14 protein-coding genes are annotated in these 13,088 nt (G+C 73.2%); 10 read left to right on the plus strand and 4 right to left on the minus strand.

Annotation, left to right across the window (positions count from 1 at the left end; translation table 11 throughout):
* The first annotated feature begins 42 nt into the window (after positions 1 to 42).
* Both ACH45N_RS07815 and nagB read left to right on the plus strand, forming a co-directional pair.
* Positions 43 to 1,044 carry an ROK family protein gene (locus tag ACH45N_RS07815; protein ID WP_397392756.1) on the plus strand — a complete coding sequence of 334 codons (1,002 nt, stop codon included), beginning with the start codon at positions 43 to 45 and terminating at the stop codon, positions 1,042 to 1,044.
* Positions 1,044 to 1,823 carry a glucosamine-6-phosphate deaminase gene (gene nagB / locus ACH45N_RS07820; RefSeq protein WP_397392758.1) on the plus strand — a complete coding sequence of 260 codons (780 nt, stop codon included), beginning with the start codon at positions 1,044 to 1,046 and terminating at the stop codon, positions 1,821 to 1,823. The genes ACH45N_RS07815 and nagB overlap by 1 nt, the downstream gene beginning before the upstream one ends.
* 49 nt (positions 1,824 to 1,872) lie before the next feature.
* On the opposite strand, the gene ACH45N_RS07825 is transcribed toward nagB, so the two are convergent.
* A complete protein-coding gene (locus tag ACH45N_RS07825) occupies positions 1,873 to 3,246 on the minus strand; it encodes an AAA family ATPase (protein WP_397392760.1) in 1,374 nt (457 codons plus the stop codon).
* Between the two features lie 126 nt (positions 3,247 to 3,372).
* On the opposite strand from ACH45N_RS07825, the gene ACH45N_RS07830 reads away from it, so the two are divergent.
* From ACH45N_RS07830 to ACH45N_RS07850, 5 genes are all read left to right on the plus strand, one after another.
* The gene (locus tag ACH45N_RS07830) at positions 3,373 to 3,675 is read left to right on the plus strand and encodes a DUF3039 domain-containing protein (protein WP_397392762.1); all 303 of its coding nucleotides are present in this window, start codon (positions 3,373 to 3,375) and stop codon (positions 3,673 to 3,675) included.
* A complete protein-coding gene (locus ACH45N_RS07835; RefSeq protein ID WP_397392764.1) occupies positions 3,672 to 5,477 on the plus strand; it encodes a DEAD/DEAH box helicase in 1,806 nt (601 codons plus the stop codon). The genes ACH45N_RS07830 and ACH45N_RS07835 overlap by 4 nt, the downstream gene beginning before the upstream one ends.
* 92 nt (positions 5,478 to 5,569) lie before the next feature.
* On the plus strand, positions 5,570 to 7,018 hold the full coding sequence (locus ACH45N_RS07840; protein WP_397392766.1) for a nicotinate phosphoribosyltransferase: 1,449 nt from the start codon (positions 5,570 to 5,572) through the stop codon (positions 7,016 to 7,018).
* A 114-nt stretch (positions 7,019 to 7,132) separates the two neighbouring features.
* Positions 7,133 to 7,441 (plus strand): ATP-dependent Clp protease adapter ClpS, encoded by a 309-nt coding sequence (gene clpS / locus ACH45N_RS07845; protein WP_397393825.1) that lies wholly within the window; start codon positions 7,133 to 7,135, stop codon positions 7,439 to 7,441.
* Positions 7,438 to 8,187: a DUF2017 family protein gene (locus tag ACH45N_RS07850; RefSeq protein WP_397392768.1), complete on the plus strand. Its 750-nt coding sequence runs from the start codon at positions 7,438 to 7,440 to the stop codon at positions 8,185 to 8,187. The genes clpS and ACH45N_RS07850 overlap by 4 nt, the downstream gene beginning before the upstream one ends.
* A gap of 22 nt (positions 8,188 to 8,209) precedes the next feature.
* Here ACH45N_RS07850 and ACH45N_RS07855 read toward each other — a convergent pair whose 3' ends face one another.
* Together ACH45N_RS07855 and murI are read right to left on the minus strand one after the other, a co-directional pair.
* Positions 8,210 to 9,037: an MBL fold metallo-hydrolase gene (locus ACH45N_RS07855; RefSeq protein WP_397392770.1), complete on the minus strand. Its 828-nt coding sequence runs from the start codon at positions 9,035 to 9,037 to the stop codon at positions 8,210 to 8,212.
* On the minus strand, positions 9,037 to 9,840 hold the full coding sequence (murI, locus tag ACH45N_RS07860) for a glutamate racemase (RefSeq protein ID WP_285102916.1): 804 nt from the start codon (positions 9,838 to 9,840) through the stop codon (positions 9,037 to 9,039). Before murI ends, ACH45N_RS07855 begins: the two co-directional genes overlap by 1 nt.
* A 143-nt stretch (positions 9,841 to 9,983) precedes the next feature.
* Here murI and rph point away from each other — a divergent pair, with 143 nt between their 5' ends.
* Together rph and rdgB are read left to right on the plus strand one after the other, a co-directional pair.
* Positions 9,984 to 10,739 (plus strand): ribonuclease PH, encoded by a 756-nt coding sequence (gene rph / locus ACH45N_RS07865; protein WP_397392772.1) that lies wholly within the window; start codon positions 9,984 to 9,986, stop codon positions 10,737 to 10,739.
* Complete coding sequence (gene rdgB, locus ACH45N_RS07870) at positions 10,736 to 11,347, plus strand: RdgB/HAM1 family non-canonical purine NTP pyrophosphatase (protein ID WP_397392774.1); 612 nt, start codon at positions 10,736 to 10,738, stop codon at positions 11,345 to 11,347. Before rph ends, rdgB begins: the two co-directional genes overlap by 4 nt.
* Before the next feature lie 134 nt (positions 11,348 to 11,481).
* Here the strand turns inward: rdgB and ACH45N_RS07875 are convergent, their stop codons facing one another.
* Positions 11,482 to 11,880 (minus strand): DUF3054 domain-containing protein, encoded by a 399-nt coding sequence (locus ACH45N_RS07875; RefSeq protein WP_397392776.1) that lies wholly within the window; start codon positions 11,878 to 11,880, stop codon positions 11,482 to 11,484.
* Between the two features lie 168 nt (positions 11,881 to 12,048).
* Here ACH45N_RS07875 and ACH45N_RS07880 point away from each other — a divergent pair, with 168 nt between their 5' ends.
* Positions 12,049 to 13,050 (plus strand): trypsin-like serine peptidase, encoded by a 1,002-nt coding sequence (locus ACH45N_RS07880; RefSeq protein WP_397392778.1) that lies wholly within the window; start codon positions 12,049 to 12,051, stop codon positions 13,048 to 13,050.
* The last annotated feature ends 38 nt before the right edge of the window (positions 13,051 to 13,088 follow it).

Here is a 13,088-nt window from a genome sequence, read left to right on the forward strand (position 1 = left end):
GGTGGTCGTTCCGCGGGTGAGTCGAGCAAGCGAAAGGTCGGGATGGGAAAGGTCGGCAAGCGGGAGGGTGGCGCCCGGTCGGTGACCGGGCGCGCGCCCGAGTACACGGTCGGCCTCGACATCGGCGGCACCAAGATTCTCGGTGCGCTCCTCGACCCGGCGGGCGAGGTGGTCGCCACGGTGCGCCGGTCCACGGTGCACGGCGCCGAGGGCCTGGTCGCTGGCGCGGCGCAGGCGGTGCGGGACGTGGTGGAGTCGGGCGGGGTGGAGCTCGCGGCCGTGGTCGGCGTCGGGCTGGGCATCCCCGGCATCGTCGACCACGTGTCCGGCACCGTGAAGCACGCGGTCAACCTGGGGGTGCACGACGACGAGCTGCCGCTCGCCGACCTGCTCTCCCTGGCCCTGGGCGGCGTGCCGGTGGTGGTCGAGAACGACCTCAACGTGGCCGCCGTCGGCGCCGCGCACGTGCTGGAGCGCTCGGAGAGCCCCTCCGGCGGGGCGCCCGAGCACGAGGACCTCGCGTTCCTCGCCCTGGGTACGGGCCTCGCGTCCGGCCTGGTGCTGGACGGCGAGCTGCGCCGCGGCGCGAGCGGCGCGGCCGGCGAGATCGGGCACATCCCGGTGGACCCGCTCGGGCCGGAGTGCCCGTGCGGCCAGCGCGGCTGCCTGGAGCGGTTCGCGTCGGGCAAGGCGCTGGAGGCGGCGTGGCCGTCGCGGTACGGCAAGCCCGCCCCGGTGGAGCTGTTCGAGGCGGCGCGGGCCGGCGACGAGGAGGCGATCGCGGTCAAGGACCGGTTCGCGTCCGCGACGGCGTCCGCCGTGCGCCTCCTGGTGCTGGCCACCGACGTGCGGCACGTCGTGCTCGGCGGCGGCGTGGCACTGCTCGGCACCGAGCTGCTGGACGCGGTGCAGGACGCGCTGCGCGAGCAGGCGAAGGTGTCGTCGTTCCTCGGGTCGCTGAAGCTGGCGGAGCGGGTCAGGCTGGCGCCGACGCACGTTCCGGTCGCGGCGGTGGGCGCCGCGGTGCTGGGGAGGAGGAGCTGATGGAGGTCGTGATCGCGCCGGCGGCCGAGCTGGCGAGGCTGGCGGCGGACGCCGTGGAGGGCCTGCTGCGCGCCAACCCCGAGACGGTGCTGGGGCTGGCCACCGGGTCGTCGCCGCTCGCCGTCTACGACGAGCTCGCCACCCGGCACAAGGAAGGGCTCTCGTTCGCGCGGGCCCGGGCGTTCATGCTCGACGAGTACGTCGGCCTGAGCGCCGACCACCCGGAGCGGTACCGCAACGTGATCGAGAAGGAGTTCGCCTCCCGCGTCGACCTCGCGCCCGGCGCGGTGCAGGGTCCCGACGGCCTGGCCGACGACCTGCCCGCGGCGTGCGCCGCCTACGAGCAGGCGATCGCGGACGCCGGGGGCGTGGACCTGCAGATCCTGGGGATCGGCACCGACGGCCACATCGCGTTCAACGAGCCGGGCTCCTCGCTCGCCTCCCGCACGCGGATCAAGACCCTGACGAAGCAGACCCGCGAGGACAACGCGCGGTTCTTCGGCGGGTCCGTCGAGGACGTGCCGCGGCACTGCCTGACCCAGGGGCTCGCCACGATCATGTCGGCGCGACACCTGGTGCTGCTCGCCACCGGGCGGGCCAAGGCCGAGGCGGTGCACCAGCTCGTGGAGGGCCCCGTGTCGGCGATGTGGCCCGCCACGATCATGCAGCTGCACCCGCACGCGACCGTGCTGGTCGACGACGCGGCCGCCTCTCGGCTCCAGCTCGGCGACTACTACCGGCAGACGTACGCCGACAAGCCCGCCTGGCAGGGCCTGTAGGCACGTGCCGGGCGTCCAGGTCACGTCGGTGACCTGAGCACCCGACACGTCAGAGGTAGTTGCCCGCGACCGGCGCGGGCTTCCACCGCCCGGACGTCGCCACGTCGGCGACCCGGCTGGTCGTGAGGCCGTCGGGGCCGTGCTCCAGGATGGAGCGGCGGGCCACCTCGCGCAGGTCGGCGCCCGTGGCCCCGTCGAGGTAGGACGCGACGAGGTCCACGTCGACGGAGGCGTCCGGCGGCAGGAACAGCCGCAGGATCTCCGTGCGCCCGGCCTGGTCCGGCGGGGGCACCTCGATGATCGTGTCGAAGCGCCCGGGACGCTTCACGGCCGGGTCCAGCGCGTCGGGGTCGTTCGTGGTGGCGAGGGTCAGCACGTCGTCCGAGCTGCGGGTGCCGTCCAGGGCGTCGAGGAACTCGGCGAACGAGGTGTCGCCGCGCGAGCCCTTGGAGGCGACCGAGTCGATCTCCTCCAGCACCACGAGACAGGCCCCGAGGCCGCGGATCTCCTCGTACAGCTCGGTCATCCAGGTGCGCAGCACCTCGGCGGTGACGAGCACGACCGTGAGCGGCCCGGCGAGCTCCGTGGCGATGACCCGCGTCAGCTTCGTCTTGCCCACGCCGGGCCGGCCGGCCAGCAGCAGGCCGCGCGACGTGGTGTGACCCAGCGCCCGCAGGGCCTCGCGGCGCGTGGTCACGCTGGAGCAGAACAGGTCCACCTCGCGCCACAGCTCGGCGGGCAGCACCACGTCGCCGCGCACCTGGACGGTGTGCCGGACCGGGGTCAGCTCGACGGTGCCGTTCCCCGACCTGGCCGACAGCACACCGCCGCGGTACGGGTGGTCGGCCTCCAGCGTGCGGGTCAGGTCCGCGAGCACCCGCTCGGCCAGCGCCAGGCCGCCCGGCGGGGTGAAGGTGGTGACCGTGGGCGTCCCGTAGCGGTAGGCCACCTCGACGGCGACGGCCGTGTCGTAGGCGGACCCGGCCGGGAACAGCACCGTGGCGACGGCGGGCACGCTCACCGAGGTGCCGTCGCCGAGGTCGAGCGCGGCGCGCTGCGGCGCTCCGCCGGGGCCGAACACGGCGACGTCGTCGGGGTACCGGTCCACCCAGCGCTGGAGCGCGTAGGCGTGCAGCCGCTGCAGGGTGCGCGACATGTCGCGGGAGACGTTGACGAGCGTGCTCTCGTCGACGTCCCACCGGCGGGCCAGCCACTCGCTCGACGAGCGGGGCTCCTTGGGGCGGTCCGGGACCGGGCGGCCGAGCATCGCCGCGACGGCGGCGACGGCGCGGCGCGCGGCCTCGTCGTGGTCGCCGAAGTCGGGCCAGACAGGGTCGGGTGCGCCGCGAGGGATCAGGTCGGTCGCGGAGGCGGCGCCGTCGTCGGGCAGGGTGAGGCTCCTCTCAGGGTGGGGATGTGACATGCGGACAGTTATATCCGTCGTCACCGACACGACCGCAAGGATTTCCGAGTACGAGTTGCCCGGAACGGACGTCCCGGGGGCGTGCCGACGGCATCGGTGTCGGTGGTCCCGCGTAGACTTGTCGGTATGACCGAACCACTCTCCAACCCGCAGGACGACCCCGTGACCCAGGGCGCCACGAGCGTCCTCGAGCGCGAGGAGACCCGGGAGGAGACGGAACCGGGAGACCACGAGCGTTTCGCGCACTACGTGCGCAAGGAGAAGATCATGCAGTCCGCCATGAGCGGTAAGCCCGTGATCGCGCTCTGCGGCAAGGTCTGGGTGCCGGGGCGTGACCCGGGCAAGTTCCCGGTGTGTCCCCGGTGCAAGGAGATCTACGACGGTCTCCGCGATCCGCAGGACGGCGGCGAGGGCGACTCCACCACGTGACGAGCCAGCCGCAGCAGCTGCCCCACACACCGTCGTCTGCGGCCGCTTCGTCGCTCAGCCCTGCCTTTCCACGTCGTGCCCCCTGGGGTACGGCGTCGAGTCTGCGCGCCTGGCAGGCGGAGGCCCTGGAGCAGTACCGCGTGACGAACCCGCGGGACTTCCTGGCCGTCGCCACCCCGGGCGCGGGCAAGACGACGTTCGCGCTCCGCATCGCCACCGAGCTCCTCGAGCAGGGCATCGTCCGGCGGGTCACCGTCGTGGCCCCCACCGAGCACCTGAAGACCCAGTGGGCCGACGCCGCAGCGCGCGTGGGCATCCGCATCGACCCGGCCTTCAAGAACTCGCAGGGCCGGCACGGCTCGCACTACGACGGTGTCGCCCTCACGTACGCGCAGGTGGCGGCCAAGCCGGCGCTGCACCGGGCCCGCACGGAGGCCGCGCGCACCCTGGTGATCCTCGACGAGGTGCACCACGGCGGTGACGCCCTGAGCTGGGGCGACGCCGTCCGCGAGGCGTTCGAGGGCGCCGAGCGCCGCCTGGCGCTCACCGGCACCCCGTTCCGCAGCGACACGTCCGCCATCCCGTTCGTCCAGTACGAGGCCGACCGCGAGGGCATCCGCCGCTCCAAGGCGGACTATACGTACGGCTACGGCGAGGCGCTGCGCGACCACGTCGTGCGCCCCGTGCTGTTCCTGTCCTACGCCGGTGACATGCGCTGGCGCACCAAGATGGGTGACGAGGTCAGCGCCCGTCTCGGCGAGGCCATGACCAAGGACATGACCGGGCAGGCCTGGCGCACCGCGCTGGACCCCGAGGGGCAGTGGATCCCGTCGGTGCTCGCGGCCGCGGACAAGCGCCTCACCGAGGTGCGCCGCACGGTGCCCGACGCCGGCGGCCTGGTCATCGCGACCGACCAGGACAACGCGCGCGCCTACGCCACGCACCTGCAGGAGATCACCGGCAAGCGCCCCGTCGTCGTCCTGTCCGACGACGAGGGGGCCTCCGGGCGCATCGAGGAGTACGCGCAGGGCGAGGACCGCTGGATGGTCGCGGTCCGCATGGTGTCGGAGGGTGTGGACGTGCCGCGTCTCGCCGTCGGCGTGTACGCCACCAGCGCCTCGACCCCGCTGTTCTTCGCCCAGGCGATCGGCCGGTTCGTGCGCGCCCGCAAGCGTGGCGAGACGGCGTCGATCTTCCTGCCGAGCGTCGCGCCGCTGCTGAACCTGGCGAACTCGATGGAGCAGGAGCGCGACCACGCGCTCGACCGGCCGCGCACGGCCGAGGAGCAGGGCATCGAGTACGACCCCGAGGCCGCGCTGATCGCGGAGGCCAACAAGGAGGAGAAGGCGTCGAGCGAGCTGCTGGGCTCGTTCCAGGCGCTGGAGGCCCAGGCCTCGTTCGACCGCGTCCTGTTCGACGGCGGCGAGTTCGGCACGAGCGCGGACCTCGGCTCCGCGGAGGAGCAGGACTTCCTCGGCCTGCCCGGGCTCCTGGAGCCCGACCAGGTGGCGACGCTGCTGCGGCAGCGCCAGGCCGACCACCTCAAGGCGCGCGGCGGTGCCCCCACCGCGCGCGAGGTGGAGAACGAACGGTCCGAGCAGGAGCACCGCCGCGCGGGCGAGCTGCGCAAGGAGCTGTCCAAGCTCGTCTCGGCGTGGGCCAAGCGCAGCGGGCAGCCGCACGGCATCATCCACACCGAGCTGCGCCGCAAGTGCGGCGGGCCCGAGGTGCCCCTGGCGACCGCCGACCAGCTGGAGGCGCGCGTGGCCCAGGTCCGGCGCTGGTTCGTCGGTCAGAAGTAGGACGGGAGCAAGAAGATCCGCATGGTGAGACAAGAGGCCGTCCTGGCCGTATTCGCCCGGCCCCGGCCAGTTCTCTGGCCTACCGTGAGTGCATGACCGACGAGCTTCGGAGCATCGGCGCTCCGCTCACAGACTCGTGGCCTGCGCTCGACAACGGTGTCGGTGAACCGCGGCCGCTTCCCGCAGCACCCCTTCCGGCGGTACGCCCGTCGGTCGCCCTGCTGACCGACCGCTACGAGCTCACCATGCTCCAGGCGGCGCTGGCCGACGGCACCGCCCACCGGCACTGCGTGTTCGAGGTGTTCACGCGGCGCCTGCCCGCGGGCCGCCGCTACGGCGTCCTCGCGGGCACCGGTCGTGTCCTGGAAGCGCTGCCACACTTCGTCTTCGAGGACGCCGAGCTGGCGTACCTGCAGGACAACGCCGTGGTGGACCGCAGGACGCTCGACTACCTCGCGAACTACCGCTTCACGGGGACCATCCAGGGCTACGTGGAGGGCGAGGTGTTCTTCCCCGGCTCGCCCGTGCTGCAGGTCGAGGGGTCGTTCGCCGAGGCCGTGCTGCTGGAGACCCTGATCCTGTCGATCCTGAACTACGACTCGGCGGTGGCGTCGGCGGCCTCCCGCATGACGAGCGCGGCCGGGAACCGGCCCGTGCTGGAGATGGGCTCCCGCCGGGCGAGCGAGCAGGCCGCCGTCGCGGCGGCCCGGGCGGCCGTCATCGGCGGCTTCGCCGGGACGTCCAACCTCGAGGCCGGCATGCGCTACGGGCTCGACACCATCGGCACCGCCGCGCACGCCTTCACGCTGCTGCACGACAGCGAGCGGGAGGCCTTCGAGTCGCAGGTCGCCTCGCTGGGCCCGGGCACCACGCTGCTGGTCGACACCTACGACGTGCGGCAGGGCGTGGCGACCGCCGTCGAGGTGGCGGGGACCGGGCTGGGCGCGGTGCGGCTCGACTCGGGCGACCTCGGGGGACTGGCGGGGGAGGTCCGCCGCCAGCTCGACTCGCTGGGCGCGCGGGACACCAAGATCGTCGTCACCTCCGACCTCGACGAGTACGCGATCGCGTCGCTCGCCGCGGCGCCGGTGGACGTCTACGGCGTCGGCACGTCGCTGGTCACGGGGTCGGGCGCGCCGACCTGCGGCATGGTCTACAAGCTGGTGGCGCGCGCCGACGCGTCGGGCGTGCTGCAGCCGGTGGCCAAGGCGTCGGCGAACAAGACGTCGGTGGGCGGGCGCAAGGCCGCCGCACGACGTTACGGCCGCGACGGGTACGCCGTCGAGGAGATCATGGTGACCGGTCCCGACACCGCGGTGGCGGAGTGGACGCCGCAGAGCGACGACCTCCGGCCGCTGCTCGCGCCGCTGGTCGTGGACGGCGCCGTCGACTCGCGCTGGGTGGGTCCGTACGGCGTCGCGAACGCCGCGATCAACCACGGGATGGTGCGTGCCGAGCTGCCGCGCGGCGCCCGTCGGCTGTCCAAGGGCGACCCGGCGATCCCGACCGTGGACCTCCGGCTCGACGACCTCCGCGACTGAGGTCACAGCCCGGCGACAACTTGGTGGGAATCTCTGACAGGGGTGTCCAGTCGAGGGACGAAACAGCCTAGAGTGAGACCTGTGACAACTTCCCCGCTGCCGCTGCTCACGCCCCTGGGGTCAGCCGGGACGGCCGTCGAGGAGGACACCGAGGAGGCGCTCGCCTCCGGGATCGCCGACCCGTGGGTGACGATCGTGTGGAACGACCCGGTGAACCTGATGTCCTACGTGACGTACGTGTTCGAGAGCTACTTCGGGTACCCACGCGCCAAGGCGGAGCGGCTCATGACGCAGGTGCACAAGAACGGTCGCGCAGTCGTGTCCAGTGGTGGGCGCGAGCGCATGGAGGTGGATGTGCAGGCGATGCACGGGTTCGGGTTGTGGGCGACGCTGCAGGAGTCGGGCGCGCGGGGAGCCGCATGACACCGTTCCGCGCCATGCGGCGGGGGTACGAGGCTCGGTTCGAACCGGTGGAGCGCGTCGTCCTCGCCAAGGTGGCGCGCGACGTCGCCGCGATGCTCCGCGAGGAGGCGGGCCTGGAGCTGTTCGCCGACGACGACCCGGGGCCGTCGTCGCACCCCGCGCCGGGCAAGGGGCAGGCCTGGGCCAACGGCCTGCTCGCGCCGGACGAGCTGACCGACGCCGACCTGGCCCGCCTCACGGGGGTGACCGGCGTGGGGCGCGTGCCGACCGACCCCGCGGCGCAGCGGCTCCTGCCGGACGCGAGCAAGGACGACGCGGACATCGCCGACGAGTTCCGCCGGCTCACGCAGAACGACGTCGCCCAGGCCAAGGTGGACCGGCTGGAGGCGTTCGCCGCGCTGCTCGACCTGCCGTCGGGCGAGGACGCGCCCGAGCCGCTGGGCCGGCACGGGGCGCCGCCGCCGGTGCGGGTGCCGCGCGAGGACGCCGAGCAGTTCGCCGGGGCGCTCACGGACGTGCGGCTGGTCATCGCCGAGCGGCTCGGGCTGAAGACCGACGACCAGGTCATGCAGCTCACCGACGAGATCATGTGGGACCGGCAGGCGGGCCGCGAGATCCCGGTGGCCACCGACGGGCGGGCCGCCCGCCGGTTCTGGTCCGGGGTGTTCGTCGCCGCGGGCTACGCCCAGGAGACCCTCATGGACGTGATGCTCGCGGAGCTGCGCGGGCGCCGTCCGCTCGCCTGACCGGGCCCGCCTGACCGGGCCGTCAGAGCTCGTACACGGTGCCCGGGACCGCGACGTCCACCGGGCCCGCGTACGAGCCGCGGGCCTCGGCGAGGGTGTCCTCCGGGTCGTTCCACACGGGCAGGTGCGTGAGCAGCAGCCGGCGGGCGCCGGCCTCGGTCGCCACCTGTCCGGCGCGGTGCCCGGTGAGATGGATCCCGCGCTCCACGACGTCGTCGCGCCCCTCCAGGAACGCCGCCTCGCTGAGCAGCAGGTCGGCGTCGCGCGCGAGCTCGACCACGGAGGTGCAGGCGTCGGTGTCGCCGGTGTAGGCGAGCGTCGTCGTGCCACCGGACGACGACGGTCCGGTGACCCGCACACCGTACGTCTCGACCGGGTGGTAGACGCGGTACGGCTCGATGGTCAGCGGCCCGACCTCGATCTGCTTGTGGTCGGCCCAGGAGCGGAACTCGAAGTCGTTCTCCATGGACTCGCCGTCGCTCAGCCCGTAGGACTGGGCGACGTGCCGCTCGGCCGTCGACGGCCCGTAGACCGGCAGGGGCTTGTCCCGGCGCCCGGCCCGCAGCGACCCGTGCTCGGGGTGGTAGCGCAGGTAGACGTAGAGGCCCGCGAGGTCCGCGCAGTGGTCGGGGTGCAGGTGCGAGATGGACACCGCGTCGAGCGCGTGGGGGTCGACGTGCTGCTGCAGCGCGCCGAACGCGCCGTTGCCGAGGTCGAGCAGGACGTTCCAGTCGCGCGCCTCGTAGCCGGCCGCGGCCGACTCCGCCGCGGTGACCTGCACCAGGTACGACGACGCGGGCGTCGCGGGGCCGGGGAACGAGCCGGAGACCCCGAGGGGGACGAGGCGCATCAGACCGCCTCCACGAGAGACACCTCGGGGCCGAGGAACCGGCTGGCGAGCTGGCCGAACGGCGCCGGGTCGCCCGTGGTCAGGAACCGGTGCACCGGGGCGCCGGCGTCGGGGGAGCGCTCCAGGTCGTGCGCCACGAGGGTGCGGTACACGTCCTTGGCGGTCTCGTCGGCGCTGGAGACCAGCGTGACGTCCTCGCCCATGACGTAGGAGATGGCGCCCGCGAGCAGCGGGTAGTGCGTGCAGCCGAGCACGAGCGTGTCGACGCCGGCCGCCTTGACCGGGTCGAGGTACTCGTGCGCGAACTTCTGCACCTCCGGGCCGGACGTGCGGCCCTCCTCGACGAAGCGCACGAACTCGGGGCAGGCCTGGCTCGTGATCGTCAGCCCGGGGGTCACGTGGAAGGCGTCGTCGTACGCGCGCGACTGCACCGTGGTGCGCGTACCGATGACGCCGATCCGGCCCGTCCGGGTGGCGGTCACCGCGGCCCGGGCCGCGGGCAGGATGACCTCGACCACGGGGATGCCGTGGCGCTGCTCGTACCGCTCGCGCGCGTCACGCATCATGGCCGACGACGCCGTGTTGCAGGCGATGACCAGCATCTTCACGCCGTCCGCCACGAGCCGGTCCATGGCGTCGAGGGCCATGGCGCGCACGGCCGCGATCGGCTTGGGGCCGTACGGGCTGTTGGCGGTGTCGCCGAGGTAGCGGACCTGCTCGTTGGGTAGCTGGTCGAGGATGGCGCGCGCGACCGTGAGGCCGCCGAGGCCGGAGTCGAAGATCCCGATGGGCGCGTCGTTCACGGGGTGAAGCCTAGCGACGACATCGTGTCGGAACCGTTACCGGCGCCACGCCCCGTGCGTGACGCGCGACACGTTCTGGCAGGTCAGCGGCGTGCTTTCCGGAGCGCGAAATGATCGTCGTCCGCACCACCTAGGCTGGGCGCATGACCTCCAGCACCGACCAGATCGTGCGCGCCGACGGGCGCGCCACCGACCAGCTCCGCCCCGTGAAGATCACCCGGGGATGGCTCGACGAGGCCGAGGGTTCGGTGCTCGTGGAGTTCGGCCGCACGCGCGTGCTGTGCGTCGCGTCGTTCACCGAGGGCGTGCCGCGCTGGCGCAAGGGCTCGGGCGAGGGCTGGGTCACCGCCGAGTACGCGATGCTGCCGCGCGCCACCAACGAGCGCAGCCAGCGCGAGTCCGTGAAGGGCAAGATCGGCGGGCGCACGCACGAGATCTCGCGGCTGATCGGCCGCTCGCTGCGCGCCGTCGTCGACATGAGCGCGCTGGGGGAGAACTCCATCGTGCTCGACTGCGACGTGCTCCAGGCCGACGGCGGCACCCGCACCGCCGCGATCACCGGTGCGTACGTGGCCCTCGCCGACGCGATCGCGTGGGGCCGTCGTCACGGGCACATCAAGGGCGGCAAGCAGGTGCTCGCCGACTCGGTCGCCGCCGTCTCGGTGGGCATCATCGACGGCACCCCGATGCTCGACCTGCCCTACGTCGAGGACGTGCGCGCCGAGACCGACATGAACGTGGTGGTCACGGGCGGCGGCAAGTTCATCGAGGTGCAGGGCACCGCGGAGCACGCGCCGTTCGACCGCGCCGAGCTCGACGCCCTGCTCGACCTCGCGGTGGGCGGCACGGCCGAGCTCGCCACGATCCAGCAGGACGCCCTCGCGCAGGACCTGGCATGACGGCCCGGATCGTCCTCGCCACGCACAACGCCAAGAAGGTCCCGGAGCTGCGCGCGATCCTCACCGAGGCGGGTCTGGACCTGCCCGACGGCGAGCTGGTCACCTCAGGCGAGGTGGGCGCGCCGGAGCCCGTGGAGGACGGCGTCACCTTCGCCGAGAACGCCCTGATCAAGGCGCGCGCCGTGTGCGCGGCGACCGGGCTGCCCGCCGTCGCCGACGACTCGGGCCTGGCCGTCGACGTGCTGGGCGGGGCGCCCGGCATCTTCTCGGCCCGCTGGGCCGGCAAGCACGGGGACGACCTCGCCAACCTGGAGCTGCTGCTCGGCCAGCTCGGCGACGTGCGCGCCGAGCACCGCCAGGCCGGCTTCGTGTGCGCGGCCGCGCTGGTCACGCCCGACGGGCGCGAGGAGGTGCGGCTCGGAGAGATGCGCGGCGTGCTGGCCACGGCGCCGCGCGGCGCCAACGGGTTCGGCTACGACCCGATCCTGGTCGTGGACGGCGCCCGGACGGCCGCGGAGCTGTCCGCGGACGAGAAGAACGCGATCTCCCACCGCGGCAAGGCGTTCCGCGCGCTGGCGCCGGCGATCGTCGAGGCCCTCCGGGGCTGAGCCTCGGCGAGCTGCGCCGGCGCCCGCTCGCCGAGCCGCGCGACCGCTTGCCGAGCCGCGCGACCATGCACCTGCTGCCAGGAAGGGGCGCGTCCTGGCAGCAGGTGCATCGTCGATGTCGGACCGGGCCGTCGTCAGCTCTCGGCCGCGCGGGCCTGGCCGCGGCGGATGCCCGCCACCAGGGCGCGCCAGCCGAGCATCGTGATCGCCAGGAAGATCGCGGTGACCAGCGCGAACGACCAGGCCAGCCCGCCGCCCGTGAGGCCGCGCAGCGCCAGGCCGCCGAGCACGGTGACGGCCCAGACGATCACACCGGTGGGCCAGGGACGCGCCGGGTCGCGCCACGCGCGGCTCACGGCCCAGCCGATCGCGGCGGCCAGGGCGAAGGGCCACACCACGCGGCCCAGGGCGGCGACCAGCGACCCGTCGTGCGACGCGATGCCGACGACCGTGAAGACGAGGACGGCGACGGCGTCGGCCACGGCGGCGGGCCAGAACGGCGAGGTGCGGGAGGCGGGGGCAGTGGTGCTCACGCGTCGAGGGTAGTCCGCCGGCGGTGCACCCGGCGCCCGCGAACCTGGGAGCGCATTGCCCAGGAGAAAATTTACATCCTGGACATAAAGCCCTCTTGTGGTCGAATCACCCAGGCCGCACGATCACACGGCCGCCACTCCGGCGGCGAGTGTGATCAAGGAGGCAGCATGCGTAGCAACCTCTCCCGCACCCTGCTCGGTGGCCTGGCCGCCCTGGTGCTCGGCGGCAGCGTGGCCGTCGCGTTCGGTGCGCCGTCGCAGGCCAGCGAGAGCACCGGCGACATCACGGTCCACAGCGCGGCGACCACCCGGGCGGCCCAGGACCGGGTGGCCGACTACTGGACCCCGCAGCGGATGCGTGACGCCGTGCCCGCGGACGTTCTGGTCGCAGGCAAGGACAAGTCCTCGGCCGGCGGCACGGTGGCGGCGGGCCGCCCGACCGTCGTCCCGCAGGCAGCCGCCAAGCCCGCCCCGTCCGCGGCGTTCGTGGGTGGGTACTACTCGGGCGGCGGTGAGGTGGTCGACACCACCGGAAAGGTGTTCTTCACGCTCGGCGGCGTGAACTACGTCTGCTCGGGCAGCGCCGTGAGCTCGGGGAACAAGGACGTCGTCCTCACCGCCGGCCACTGCGTCAACGAGGGCCCCGGGGCGTTCGCCACGAACTGGGCGTTCGTCCCCGCCTACGACGACGGCGCCCGCCCCTACGGCACGTTCACCGCACGCCAGCTCACCACCACCACGCAGTGGCAGAACAGCGGCGACTTCGACTACGACGTCGCGTTCGCCGTGCTGAACACGCTGAACGGCGCCCACCTGACGGACGTCGTAGGCGGGCAGGCCATCGGCTTCAACCAGGCGCGCGGCCAGTACATGTACTCGTTCGGCTACCCGGCCGCCAACCCTTACGACGGTACGGACATCGCGTGGTGCCACGGCACCGTCGTGCAGGACACGTTCGGGGGCAGCTCCGACCAGGGCCTGGACTGCAACCTGACCGGCGGGTCGTCCGGCGGCCCCTGGTTCGTCAACTACTCCGAGTCCACCGGCGTGGGCGTGCTCAACTCCGTGAACTCCTTCAAGTACCGCGGCGGCAGCATGCGCAACTACATGTTCGGCCCGTACCTGGGTGACGTCGCACAGACGCTGTACACGTCGGCCGCGTCGCTCTGACGCCGCCTGGGCTCGTGACACCCGGACCCGGGTGTCAC

The sequence above is a fragment of the Promicromonospora sp. NPDC019610 genome, assembly GCF_044389365.1.
Lineage (GTDB): Bacteria > Actinomycetota > Actinomycetes > Actinomycetales > Cellulomonadaceae > Promicromonospora.

Excerpts from the sequence above, each read along its gene's own strand:
- rdgB (WP_397392774.1), top strand. The coding sequence starts at position 10,736 with ATGACGGCCCGGATCGTCCTCGCCACGCACAACGCCAAGAAGGTCCCG.
- ACH45N_RS07840 (WP_397392766.1), top strand. The coding sequence starts at position 5,570 with ATGACCGACGAGCTTCGGAGCATCGGCGCTCCGCTCACAGACTCGTGG.
- nagB (WP_397392758.1), top strand. The coding sequence starts at position 1,044 with ATGGAGGTCGTGATCGCGCCGGCGGCCGAGCTGGCGAGGCTGGCGGCG.
- ACH45N_RS07850 (WP_397392768.1), top strand. The coding sequence starts at position 7,438 with ATGACACCGTTCCGCGCCATGCGGCGGGGGTACGAGGCTCGGTTCGAA.
- rph (WP_397392772.1), top strand. The coding sequence starts at position 9,984 with ATGACCTCCAGCACCGACCAGATCGTGCGCGCCGACGGGCGCGCCACC.
- ACH45N_RS07825 (WP_397392760.1), bottom strand. The coding sequence starts at position 3,246 with ATGTCACATCCCCACCCTGAGAGGAGCCTCACCCTGCCCGACGACGGC.
- ACH45N_RS07815 (WP_397392756.1), top strand. The coding sequence starts at position 43 with ATGGGAAAGGTCGGCAAGCGGGAGGGTGGCGCCCGGTCGGTGACCGGG.
- ACH45N_RS07830 (WP_397392762.1), top strand. The coding sequence starts at position 3,373 with ATGACCGAACCACTCTCCAACCCGCAGGACGACCCCGTGACCCAGGGC.
- ACH45N_RS07880 (WP_397392778.1), top strand. The coding sequence starts at position 12,049 with ATGCGTAGCAACCTCTCCCGCACCCTGCTCGGTGGCCTGGCCGCCCTG.
- ACH45N_RS07855 (WP_397392770.1), bottom strand. The coding sequence starts at position 9,037 with ATGCGCCTCGTCCCCCTCGGGGTCTCCGGCTCGTTCCCCGGCCCCGCG.